Source organism: Achromobacter spanius (assembly GCF_039673305.1).
Classification (GTDB): Bacteria; Pseudomonadota; Gammaproteobacteria; order Burkholderiales; family Burkholderiaceae_B; genus Achromobacter; species Achromobacter spanius_F.
The window spans coordinates 171,518-183,131 of the sequence record NZ_JBDJLJ010000001.1 but is presented as its reverse complement, the minus strand read 5'-3'; the positions used below and the strand labels follow the sequence as shown (position 1 = coordinate 183,131).

At 62.9% G+C, this 11,614-nt stretch carries 12 protein-coding genes and 4 tRNA genes; 1 reads left to right on the top strand and 15 read right to left on the bottom strand.

Annotated elements, in window-relative coordinates; genetic code table 11:
- Positions 1-82: 82 nt before the first annotated feature.
- The 15 genes from rplL to hisN form a co-directional block, all read right to left on the bottom strand.
- Positions 83-463, bottom strand: a complete 381-nt coding sequence (gene rplL / locus ABE485_RS00895) for a 50S ribosomal protein L7/L12 (RefSeq protein WP_008157777.1) — start codon at positions 461-463, stop codon at positions 83-85.
- Between the two features lie 81 nt (positions 464-544).
- Complete coding sequence (gene rplJ / locus ABE485_RS00890) at positions 545-1,069, bottom strand: 50S ribosomal protein L10 (protein ID WP_008157775.1); 525 nt, start codon at positions 1,067-1,069, stop codon at positions 545-547.
- 273 nt (positions 1,070-1,342) lie between these two features.
- Entirely contained in the window at positions 1,343-2,044 is a 702-nt protein-coding gene (gene rplA, locus ABE485_RS00885; RefSeq protein ID WP_171667612.1) for a 50S ribosomal protein L1, read from the bottom strand.
- Positions 2,045-2,046: 2 nt separating this feature from the next.
- A complete protein-coding gene (gene rplK / locus ABE485_RS00880; protein WP_006227005.1) occupies positions 2,047-2,478 on the bottom strand; it encodes a 50S ribosomal protein L11 in 432 nt (143 codons plus the stop codon).
- Between the two features lie 63 nt (positions 2,479-2,541).
- Complete coding sequence (gene nusG, locus ABE485_RS00875) at positions 2,542-3,075, bottom strand: transcription termination/antitermination protein NusG (RefSeq protein WP_006389586.1); 534 nt, start codon at positions 3,073-3,075, stop codon at positions 2,542-2,544.
- Positions 3,076-3,084: 9 nt separating this feature from the next.
- Positions 3,085-3,465 (bottom strand): preprotein translocase subunit SecE, encoded by a 381-nt coding sequence (gene secE / locus ABE485_RS00870; RefSeq protein ID WP_346512797.1) that lies wholly within the window; start codon positions 3,463-3,465, stop codon positions 3,085-3,087.
- A 64-nt stretch (positions 3,466-3,529) separates the two neighbouring features.
- Positions 3,530-3,605, bottom strand: a tRNA-Trp gene (locus tag ABE485_RS00865).
- Between the two features lie 174 nt (positions 3,606-3,779).
- Complete coding sequence (gene tuf, locus ABE485_RS00860) at positions 3,780-4,970, bottom strand: elongation factor Tu (protein ID WP_346512796.1); 1,191 nt, start codon at positions 4,968-4,970, stop codon at positions 3,780-3,782.
- Between the two features lie 57 nt (positions 4,971-5,027).
- Positions 5,028-5,102 (bottom strand) — tRNA-Thr (locus ABE485_RS00855).
- 12 nt (positions 5,103-5,114) lie between these two features.
- Positions 5,115-5,188, bottom strand: a tRNA-Gly gene (locus ABE485_RS00850).
- Positions 5,189-5,334: 146 nt separating this feature from the next.
- Positions 5,335-5,421: transfer RNA gene (locus ABE485_RS00845), tRNA-Tyr, on the bottom strand.
- A 113-nt stretch (positions 5,422-5,534) separates the two neighbouring features.
- A complete protein-coding gene (locus ABE485_RS00840) occupies positions 5,535-6,698 on the bottom strand; it encodes an iron-containing alcohol dehydrogenase (protein WP_346512795.1) in 1,164 nt (387 codons plus the stop codon).
- Positions 6,699-6,722: 24 nt separating this feature from the next.
- Positions 6,723-8,111 (bottom strand): aldehyde dehydrogenase family protein, encoded by a 1,389-nt coding sequence (locus ABE485_RS00835; RefSeq protein ID WP_346512793.1) that lies wholly within the window; start codon positions 8,109-8,111, stop codon positions 6,723-6,725.
- A 32-nt stretch (positions 8,112-8,143) separates the two neighbouring features.
- On the bottom strand, positions 8,144-9,529 hold the full coding sequence (locus tag ABE485_RS00830) for a glutamine synthetase family protein (RefSeq protein WP_346512792.1): 1,386 nt from the start codon (positions 9,527-9,529) through the stop codon (positions 8,144-8,146).
- Positions 9,530-9,586: 57 nt separating this feature from the next.
- Positions 9,587-10,393 carry a histidinol-phosphatase gene (gene hisN, locus ABE485_RS00825; RefSeq protein ID WP_346512791.1) on the bottom strand — a complete coding sequence of 269 codons (807 nt, stop codon included), beginning with the start codon at positions 10,391-10,393 and terminating at the stop codon, positions 9,587-9,589.
- Between the two features lie 198 nt (positions 10,394-10,591).
- Between hisN and ABE485_RS00820 the strand changes: the two genes are divergently transcribed.
- Positions 10,592-11,599 (top strand): ABC transporter substrate-binding protein, encoded by a 1,008-nt coding sequence (locus tag ABE485_RS00820; protein ID WP_346512790.1) that lies wholly within the window; start codon positions 10,592-10,594, stop codon positions 11,597-11,599.
- The last annotated feature ends 15 nt before the right edge of the window (positions 11,600-11,614 follow it).

Below are 11,614 nucleotides of genomic sequence, written 5' to 3'. Positions count from 1 at the left end.
CATGACCCCAGTAGGGGTTTCCTGGAAACGCAAAAGCCCGGGGACTGCAAACTGTGCTGTCCCCGGGCAGTTGACGCAGGTCTTACTTGACTTCGACCTTGGCGCCAGCTTCTTCCAGCTTCTTCTTGGCGGCTTCGGCGTCAGCCTTGGCCACAGCTTCCTTGACGGGCTTCGGAGCGCCGTCGACCAGGTCCTTGGCTTCCTTCAGACCCAGACCGGTCAGCTCGCGCACGGCCTTGATGACGCTGACCTTGTTCGCGCCGGCTTCTTGCAGGACGACGGTGAACTCGGTTTGCTCTTCAGCAGCGGCGGCAGCGCCACCAGCGGCGGGAGCAGCGACAGCGACGGCAGCGGCAGCAGCCGACACGCCGAACTTCTCTTCCATTTCCTTGATCAGCTCGGACAGCTCGAGCACGGTCATGCCAGCGATGGCGTCAAGGATTTCAGCTTTGTTAAGTGCCATTTTTCAGAACTCCAAATATTTTGGTAATGCCAGGGTTTGGGTGTCGCTTCGTCGTTCAGCGAATTCCGGACAGCAGGGCTATTAAGCCGCTGCCTTTTGGTCGCGCACAGCCGCGAGGCCACGGGCGAACTTGGTCGGAACTTCGTTGAGCGTACGCACGAATTGCGCGATGGGGGCTTGCATGGTGCCAAGCAGTTTCGACAGCAACTCTTCGCGCGAGGGCATGGTGGCCAGGGCCTTCACGCCTTCTTGGTTCAACAGGTTGTTGGGCAGTGCGCCCGCCTTGATGACCAGCTTTTCGTTGCTTTTCGCGAAACCAGCAATGACCTTGGCCGCCGAAACCGGATCAGCGCTGATGCCATAGATCAGCGGACCGGTCAGTTGCTCGGCCAACGGCTCGAAAGCCGTGCCGGCAACAGCACGACGGGCCAGCGAGTTCTTCAGAACACGCAGATACACGCCCGATTCACGCGCAGTTTTGCGCAGTACGGTGACAGAGGCGACGTCCAGACCACGGTACTCAGCGATAACAATCGATTGGGCCTTGGCGACTTCCGCCGAGACTTCCTCGATCACCACCGCTTTCTCTTGACGATTGAGACTCACGGTTTGAACACTCCATCAAAAGACGCCTGGGGCCTGAGCCTTGCGCGTCAACCGAATGCGGCGCCTGGTCGAGTTCTTCGTGTAAAGAAATCTTCCTGGGGACGCCGTCTACGCTGGATCCGGACTGTGTGAGCTCCGGGATTAAGCGGGGCAGCGGGGATGCTGCTTTCCATACGGAAGGGAAGCCCCTTCCACTACCCTGCTCCAGCGGTCTTTGACAGCAACATCCGGAGGAATCCGGATGCAGCCCAAAGTACGTTTACTGCTGTTGGCTTAGTTGGAAGCCGACAGCGAGGCAATTTCCACGCGCGCACCGCCGCCCATCGTGGACGAAACGGCGAGCTTGCGCAGGTAAATGCCCTTGGCAGCTGCGGGGCGAGCCTTTTGCAGGGCGTCGACCAGAGCGGCCAGGTTGGTTTGCAGCTGTTCCACGCCGAACGACGCACGGCCGATCGTTGCGTGGATGATGCCGGCCTTGTCGGTACGGTACTGAACCTGACCGGCCTTGGCGTTCTTGACAGCGGTGGCGACGTCGGGCGTCACGGTGCCGACCTTGGGGTTCGGCATCAGGCCACGCGGGCCCAGGATCTGGCCCAGGGCACCGACGACACGCATCGTGTCGGGCGAGGCGATGACGACGTCAAAGTCCATTTGACCGGCCTTGATCGCGTCAGCCAGGTCATCCAGACCGACGATGTCGGCGCCGGCGGCCTTGGCGGCTTCAGCCTTGTCGCCTTGGGCGAACACGGCCACGCGGACCGACTTGCCGGTGCCGGCGGGCAGCACGACCGAACCGCGGACCAGTTGGTCCGACTTCTTCGGGTCGATGCCGAGTTGCACGGCCACGTCAATGGATTCATTGAACTTGGCGACGGCGGTTTCCTTGACCAGGGTCAGGGCTTCAGCGACCGGGTACAGCTTGGTGCGGTCGATCTTTTGAGCAATAGCGGCGGCGCGCTTGGACAACTTTGCCATGATTAGATCCCCTCAACCGTGATGCCCATGCTGCGGGCGCTGCCAGCGATCGTGCGCACGGCGGCGTCCAGATCAGCGGCGGTCAGGTCGGGACCCTTGGCCTTGGCGATTTCTTCAGCTTGCGCGCGGGTCAGCGTGCCGACCTTGTCGGTATGCGGCTTGGCCGAACCCTTTTGCACGCCGGCGGCCTTCTTGATGAGGACCGTCGCGGGCGGGGTCTTCATGATGAAGGTGAAGCTCTTGTCCGCGAAAGCGGTGATCACCACGGGGATCGGCAGACCCGGCTCCATGCCTTGGGTCTTGGCGTTGAACGCCTTGCAGAATTCCATGATGTTCAGGCCACGTTGACCCAGTGCCGGGCCAATCGGGGGGGAGGGGTTAGCCTTACCAGCCGGTACTTGCAGCTTGATAAAGCCGACGATCTTCTTCGCCATGCTTTGCTCCTTGCGGGTTATATCGCCCCGGCCTATGCGGACAGGGCTCCCCGGGGGTTAAATTCAGGTCTTTTCGACCTGGCTGAAATCGAGTTCGACGGGCGTGGCGCGACCAAAAATGGTGACGGACACGCGAACCTTGCTCTTTTCGTAATTGACTTCTTCGACGTTGCCGTTGAAGTCTGCAAACGGACCTTCCTTGACCCGAACCATCTCGCCCACTTCGAACAGGATCTTGGGGCGGGGTTTCTCGACACCCTCTTCCATCTGGGAGAGGATCTTCTCGACTTCCTTTTCGGAAATCGGGGTCGGACGGTTGCCCGAGCCACCCAAAAAGCCGGTGACGCGGTTGGTGTTCTTGACCAGGTGCCACGTTTCGTCGGTCAGGTCCATTTCAACCAGGACATAACCGGGGAAAATGCGGCGCTCGGTGATCGACTTCTGGCCACCCTTGACCTCGACGACTTCCTCGGAGGGCACAAGAATGCGGCCAAAAGAGGTTTGCAGGCCCGCGCGCTCGATGCGCTCGTTCAGGGCCTTGTGCACGCTCTTTTCCATGCCGGAGTACACATGGACGACATACCAACGCTTACTCATTTGCCGTCCTTATTTCCAGCCCAACAACAGGCCGTAGAGAATCCATTCGATGCCCTTGTCGAGCACCCACATGAAAATGCCCATGATCGCCACGAACGCGAAAACGATGCCCGTCATCTGGGTCGTTTCCTTGCGGGTGGGCCACGAGACACGCTTGACTTCGTTGTAGGACTCGCTGGCGAAGCTCAGGGTGCGGCGGCCGGGTTCGCTGAACCAGGCGATCGCGGCTGCGATCACGAGGCCGCCGACAAAGACGCCGATACGTGCAGGCATCGGCTGTGCGCTGAGCACGGAAAACCCGACGATGCCAGCAATAACGACGAGAACCGCCAGCCCGAGCTTGACCCGGTCGGCGGTACTGGTTACGGTTTCAACGCTGGTATTAGACATATTGCGACGCGAGCCGCCGTGAATGCGTAACTCGCGATGATCTCCCGCGGGTTTATCCTGGCGGTGGCAGGGGCAGTAGGAATCGAACCTACAACCTTCGGTTTTGGAGACCGACGCTCTGCCAATTGAGCTATGCCCCTAAACACTTCAAACTTGCTGCACAGTCGCTAACTACTTACGTCGACTTTGCGCTTCGGCACTACTGCTTTGCACTTGTTCCGCATGTACTGGCTTGCGGAACCATACATAGTACTACTTTTACAGCAAAGATGGATAGGGGGACATAAAGCCCACCCTACCCATCCGGGTATTGCTTACTTCAGGATCTTGGCGACGACGCCGGCGCCGACGGTACGACCGCCTTCACGGATGGCGAAACGCAGACCTTCTTCCATGGCGATCGGAGCCAGCAGCTTGACGGTCATGGCAACGTTGTCGCCCGGCAGGACCATTTCTTTGTCGGCCGGCAGTTCGATCGTGCCCGTCACGTCCGTCGTGCGGAAGTAGAACTGGGGACGATAGCCCTGGAAGAACGGGGTGTGACGGCCGCCTTCTTCCTTGGACAGGATGTAGACCTCGGACGTGAAGTCCGTGTGCGGGGTGATCGAGCCCGGCTTGGCCAGAACTTGGCCGCGCTGGACGTCTTCACGCTTGGTGCCGCGCAGCAGGATGCCCACGTTGTCGCCGGCTTGACCTTGGTCCAGCAGCTTGCGGAACATTTCCACGCCGGTGCAGGTCGTCTTGACCGTCGGAACCAGACCGACGATTTCGATTTCTTCGCCGACCTTGATGATGCCGCGTTCGATACGGCCGGTCACCACGGTGCCGCGACCCGAGATCGAGAACACGTCTTCAACCGGCATCAGGAACGCGCCGTCAACGGCACGCTCAGGCGTCGGGATGTACGAATCCAGCGCAGCGGCCAGGGCCATGATGGCCTGCTCGCCCAGTTCGCCCTTGTCGCCTTCCAGCGCCAGCTTGGCCGAACCCTTCACGATCGGGGTGTCGTCGCCCGGGAAGTCGTACTTGGACAGCAGTTCGCGAACTTCCATTTCCACCAGCTCGAGCAGCTCGGCGTCGTCAACCATGTCAGCCTTGTTCAGGAAGACGATGATGTACGGCACGCCAACCTGGCGGCTCAGCAGGATGTGTTCACGCGTTTGCGGCATCGGGCCGTCAGCGGCCGACACGACCAGGATCGCGCCGTCCATTTGCGCGGCGCCCGTGATCATGTTCTTCACATAGTCAGCGTGGCCCGGGCAGTCAACGTGCGCGTAGTGACGCGCTTCCGTTTCGTACTCGACGTGAGCCGTGTTGATCGTGATGCCGCGAGCCTTTTCTTCAGGAGTCGCATCGATCTGGTCGTAGCCCTTGGCTTCGCCGCCAAACTTGTTCGACAGAACGGTCGTGATCGCCGCCGTCAACGTCGTTTTGCCGTGGTCAACGTGACCAATCGTACCCACGTTCACGTGCGGCTTGGTACGTTCAAACTTGCCTTTTGCCATGGCTGACTCCTGACCTGGATTGCGCTTCGGACTGAAGAAAAGAACTTTGGAAATTTGTGGTGCCCATGGCGCGGATCGAACGCGCGACCTCTCCCTTACCAAGGGAGTGCTCTACCACTGAGCCACATGGGCATTTAAAAATCTTGGAGCGGGTGAAGGGAATCGAACCCTCGTCGTAAGCTTGGAAGGCTTCTGCTCTACCATTGAGCTACACCCGCGGCAAACCCTTTCACCTTCTCTTTCCCAAACCCTTCGAAATCAAGGCCTGAGAAACCTTACAGCCTTCTTTGCGAAGGCCGCCCAGATCTCTAGGCCTTACATTGCAAATCCAGGCAAACCGCGCCTGGATTTAGGTATGGGTCTCTGGTGGAGGAGGTTGGATTCGAACCAACGTAGGCGCAAGGCCAACAGATTTACAGTCTGCCCCCTTTAACCACTCGGGCACCCCTCCAGCGGAGAACTTGAGATTATGAACACTTTCAAATCCGCTGTCAAACCATTCGGACGAAAAATTCAAAATTTCTGTTCTGCCACCGCCGCGTTTCCGCGCAGAGGGGGCGAAGCTTACAGGTTTCCGCGAATTGCTGCACGGAAAAGCTGAGAATATTTTTCCGCGGAGAAATTGACGGGGTTGGTGCCGGCCGACGGATCCTCGCTGGCCATGCGCCCCACCCGGTCCGCTTCGGCCTCGTCCAGACCGATCTCCGCCAGCGTGTGCGGGATGCCCACGGCCTCACGCAGGCCCAACACCCAGTCGAGAACCGCCCCTGGCCCGCTTTGCGGCAGCCCCAGGTAGCGCGCCAGTGCTTCCAGGCGCGGCGCGACGGCCTGCTGGTTTGCCTTCAGCACGTACGGCATCAGGATGGCGTTGAGCAGGCCGTGATGCGCGTCATACAGCGCACCCAGCGGATGCGCCAGCGCATGCATGGCGCCCAGGCCGCGCTGGAATGCGGTGGCGCCCATGCTGGATGCCACCAGCATCTGCTGACGCGCCTGCAGGTCGGACCCGTCCGCGACCGCCTGAGGCAGGTATTCCTTGATCAGGCGCATGCCCTCGAGTGCGATGCCGGCCGCCATGGGATGGAAGAACGGCGAGCAATAGGCCTCGAGGTTGTGCGACAGCGCATCCATGCCGGTGGCGGCGGTGATTCGAGGTGGCAGTCCGACGGTGAGCTCGGCGTCCAGGATCACGACGGAAGGCAGCATGCGCGCATGGAAAATGATGCGCTTAACTTGCGCGGCCTCGTCAGTGATGACGGACGCGCGCCCTACTTCCGAACCCGTCCCCGCCGTCGTCGGCACGGCCACCACGGGCGCCATGCCGGCCACGTTCACGCGCAGGTGGTTGTCGCCGATATCTTCGAAGTCCCACAAGGGCCGGTTCTGGCCCGCCATCAGGGCGACGGCCTTTGCGGCGTCCAGCGCCGAGCCGCCTCCGAACGCGATCACGCCGTCGTGGCGCCCGCGCTTGAACGCGGCAACCCCATGCTCGACATTGGTGCCCGTCGGGTTGCCCTTGATGTCGTGGAACACGGCGCATTCCAGGCCGGCCTCGCGGCAGGCGCGCACTGCGTCGGCGATCATCGGCAATCCGGCCAGGCCAGGATCGGTCACCAGCAATGGGCGCGCCATGCCCAGTTCGCGGCACCACTGCGGGAGTTCGCTCACGCGGCCAGGTCCGGCCTTGATGGCGGTTGGGTAGTTCCAGTTGACGGAGGGCACTGTCATGGTTCGATTCCCCGGGGCGTCGCGTCAGACGCTGCGCAGATGGAAGGATTTGGCCTGCGTAAGCTGCTCGTATCCGACGGCCGATAGCGATACGCCGCGGCCCGAATTCTTGACACCCGTCCAGGCGAGCGCCGGATCCAGATAGTCGCAGCGGTTCATGAAAAATGTGCCGGTCCGGATCTGCCGGCCGACATGCAGCGCGGCCTCTTCGTCCCGGGTGAACACGGCGGCTGTCAGCCCGTAGGGGCTGTCGTTCATCAGCGCAATGGCCTGCTCGTCGGTATCCACCGGCATGACGCCAACGACCGGGCCAAAGCATTCGTCGTTCATGATGCGCATGCGGTGGTCGACCTGGGTCAACAGCGCCGGCGCGACATAAGGCGAGCCTTTACTCGCATTCTTGAAACGTGATGGATCAATCGCATTCCTGGCGCCGGCGCCGACCGCCTCGTCGATGACGGCTCGGATTTCAGCAGCCGCGCGAGCCCGAACAACGGGCCCCAGGGTGGTCTCGGGATCCAGCGGGTTGCCCAGCACGTACTGGTTGGTCAACGCCGCGGCGCGTTCGACGAACTCATCGTAGCGCGTACGCGCGATGTAGATGCGCTGTATGCCGCAGCAGGACTGGCCTGAATTGAAAAAGGCGCCGTCCACCAGGGTTTCGACCGCGTGCTCCAGGTTGGCGTCTGCCCGGACGTACGCGGGGTCGTTTCCCCCAAGTTCCAGGCCCACCCCGATGAACCGGCCCGCCGCGCTCTCTTCCACGGCGCGCCCCCCGCGCACCGAACCGGTAAAGGACACATAGCCGATCTCGGGCGCGCGCACCAGCCGCTGCGCGATGTCGTGGCTGGCGTGCAGATACTGGAACACGCCAGGCGGCGCGCCGGCCTCGCGAAATGCGCGCTCGATGTGTTCCGCGCACAAGGGCGTCTGGTCAGAATGCTTGAGGATGACCGTGTTGCCCGCCATCAATGCCGGCACGATGCTGTTCACGGCCGTCAGCAGGGGATAGTTCCACGGCGCGATCGTCAGGGCGACGCCGATGGGCTCGCGGCTGATGAATCGTGTGTACCCTGCCTGCGCGGGCGCCTGGATGGGGGCCAGGGCCTGGCCGGCGATCGCGATCATGTGGCGCGCGCGGGCCTCGAAGCCCGCCACTTCGGACGGGGCGTATCGCAGGGGCCGGCCCATCTGGATCGTGATCGCGTGCGCGATTTCATCCTTGGCCGCGACAAAGCGGTCGACGGCTTCCGTCACGATGCGCCCCCGCGCCTCGGTGCCCAAGGCGTTCCAGGCCCCTTGCGCGGCCTGCGCGCCGGCCAGCGCCTGGACGACCTGCGCTTCGCTGGCATAGGCGCGACGTACGACTTCACGCCCGTCGATCGGGCTGATGGTGATGAGTTCATCGGTCATGGCGGGACCCGGAAATGCGGATTGAACGGAGGTCAGATGATTTCGAAGTAGCGCGCCAGCTCCCAGTCGGTCACGTGGCGCCGGAACTGCCTTTCTTCCCATTCGCGCGTCGCGGCGTAGTGCTCGACGAACGCGTCTCCGAACAACAGGCGCGCAGCCTCGGAGCCGCGCAGGCGCTGCGCCGCTTCCCACAAGGTCGCGGGCAGATGCAGATGCTCGGGGAATTGCTGGGTATAGGCGTTTCCCTGCACCATCGGCTCGGGCGTCAACCCCTGTTCGATGCCGTACAGGCCGGAGGCCAGCGCCGCGGACAGCGCGAGATAGGGATTGGCGTCGGCGGACCCGATGCGCACCTCGACGCGCTGCGATTTGTCGCTGCCCGGAATGAGGCGCAGCGCCGTCGTGCGGTTTTCCATGCCCCACGTGGCGTCCAACGGCGCCCAGTAGCCGGGCACCAGGCGCGAATAGCTATTGATGGTTTGCGCGTAGAGCGCCATGAACTCGGGCAGGTAGCGCTGCACCCCGGCCATGAAGGATGACTGGGTGCCGCTGATGCCGTGCGGCTGCGATTCGTCGTAGAACGCGGAGCGTCCCGTCTTGCGGTCGCGCAGCGACAGGTGGATGTGGCCGCTCTGCCCGGGGTGGTCGGAGGACCACTTCGCCATGAACGTCGCCATCAGGCCGTTCTGCTGCGCGAGCGCCTTGGCGAATGTCTTGAACAGGAACGCCTTGTCGCCCGCCGCGGACGCCAGGTCCACGGCGATCGCCGCTTCCAGGACGCCCGGCCCTGTCTCGGTGTGCAGGCCCTCGATGGGCATGTCCATGCGTTCGCACATATCCAGGAGCTTGCGGTAGAAATCGCCCTCCACCGTGCTGCGCAGCATGGAGTAGCCGAAGTTGCCCGGCGTCCAGTTCTCCATGTTGCGGTAGTGCTTGGCGCGCACGGAGTGCGGCGTCTCGCGGAACATGAAGAATTCGTACTCCAGCGCAGCGTACGCGTCGTAGCCCATGCCGGCCGCCCGGTCGATTACGCGGTGCAGCAAGCGACGCGGACAGATCGCGCCCGCTCCCCCTTCAAACTCCGCCAGGAACAGCAGCATGTCTTCGCCGCCCGGCCCCTGCTCCAGCGGCAGCCGGCGCGCACTCTGCGGCACGATCCTGAGCTTGGCGTCGGGATAGGCGGTATGCCAGCCGGTGTACTTGGTGTTGTCGTAGAGCTGGTCGTCGATGTCCCAGCCGAACACCACGTCGCAGAACGCCAGCCCCGAGCGCAGGGCGCCCAGGAATTTGTCGCGCCGCAGATACTTGCCCAGCATCAGCCCGTCCACGTCGGACAGACCCACCTTGATATGCGAGAGCGGGCTGGATTGCACCAGACGCTCTGCGTCTTCCACCGTTGCTACCCCTAGTGCATGCATGCTTGTTCACCTTGTGGCTGAAGCGTTGCGTGGAACTGCGGGCGGGCGGCGCGACGATCAGGTCATGGCCGCCCCCAGCACCTGCATCGCCTGGCGATGCAACTGCGGCGTGGCGGCCGCAACCACGCGGCCCTGGGATTCGAGGCTGAGCGGCTGCCCCGTCCAATCGGTAATGACGCCGCCCGCGCCCTCGATCACGGGCTGCAGCGCCAGATAGTCGTACGGCTGCAGGCCGGCCTCGACGACGAGATCGACGTGGCCGCTGGCGAGCAGCCCGTAGCTGTAGCAGTCGCCGCCGTAGCGGCGCATGCGGACGGCCGCCGTCAGGGCGTCGAACGCGGCGGTCTCCGCGCCTTCGAAGATGTCTGGCGAAGTGGCGTAGAGAATGGCGTTGCGCAGCTCGGAGCAGGCGCTGACGCGGCATTCCTGGCCGTTCAGGCGCGCGGGAGAACCGGCGGCGCCAATCCAGCGTTCATCCAGCATGGGAATGTCGATGACGCCCAGCACTGGCTTGCCTTGATGGAGCAACGCGAGCAGGGTGCCCCACAGCGGATTGCCGGAAATGAAGGCGCGCGTGCCATCGATGGGATCCAGCGACCACACGAACTCGGCGCCGGCATGCGACGCGCCGAACTCTTCGCCGAAGATCCCGTGCTGGGGATGATGGCGGGCGATGGCGTCGCGCAGGGCGGCCTCGACTTCCCGGTCCGCCTGCGTGACGGGACTTTCGTCCGCCTTGGTGTCGACGGCGAGCGGATGGCGAAACCACTTTCTGGACAAGGGGCGGACGCTGTCCGCCAAGGTCTGGGCGAAAGCTGCGAAGGCAGCCAGCTGCTGCGCGGACAACGGGGATGAGGATGGCATCGATGCGCTTCCAGAGTGGCGAACGTGGGGTGCGACTACGCCAGTCAAGCTCCTGCGTGCAGGTTTTCCCAGTCTAGACACGTTGCCACAAATTTGCAAATATGCTCAAAACTGCAACCACGTCCCGAATCCGGGCGGGTCGCTGTCCGCATATGCAGCTTGCCACCGTTGCCGTGTATTCCCCACCGGAGTCCCATCATGCAATGTATGAAGAAGCTCAGTGTTGTGGTTGCAGTAATTTCCCTAAGTTGCGCGCAGGCGCACGCCGGCGCCATCACCGTCTATACCGCGCTGGAAGAGGACGAGATCGCGGCGTACCTGAAGGCCGCCAACGCGGCGATGCCTGACCTGAAGGTCAACGTGCTGCGGCTGTCGACGGGCGATCTGGGCGCCCGCCTCATCGCCGAGGCCGCCAATCCCCAGCAGGACGTGATCTGGGGCTTCGCGGTGAGCAACATGCTGGACCCTCGCCTGCAGAACCTGCTTGCCCCGTACAAGGCCAAGGGCATGGACACCCTGCCCTCGCAGTACCGCGGCGCAGACGACAAATGGTTTGCCGCCACCGGCTACGTGGCGGCCTTCTGTGTGAACACCGACAGGCTCAAATCCAAGAACCTGCCGATGCCCACGTCCTGGGAAGACCTGACCAAGCCCGAATACAAAGGTGAGATCGTCATCCCCAGCCCCGCGGCATCCGGCACCGGCTACCTGCAGATCGTCGCGCTGCTGCAGGGCCTGGGCCCGGAAAAAGGCTGGGCTCTGCTGAAGGATCTGGACAAGAACGTCGCCCAGTACACGCCCTCGGGTTCTCGGCCCTGCAAGATGGCGCGGGCCGGCGAGTACGCCATCGGCGTGTCGTTCGCCTTTCCTGCGATGCAGTCCATCGAGGAAGGCTTCCCCGTCAAGATGGTGATCCCATCCAAATGGGTGGGATACGAGCTGGAAGCATCCGGCCTGATGAAGACGGCCAAGAATCCCGAAGACGCCAAGCGCTTCCTGGACTGGACCCTGTCGGCGCAGGCGGGCGGGCTGTACAGCAAGTACAAGGAACTGGTCACCCTGCCCGGCTCCGCCCCCAACAAAGCGGCCGAGGCGGCGGGACTGCCCAAGGACCTGACCGCCGTGCTGTATCCCGTGGACTTTCAGAAGTCCGCCGCGGAACGCGATGCGACGATCAAGACCTGGCAGAACACCATCAAGCGCTGACCGGGCCGCGGCCGG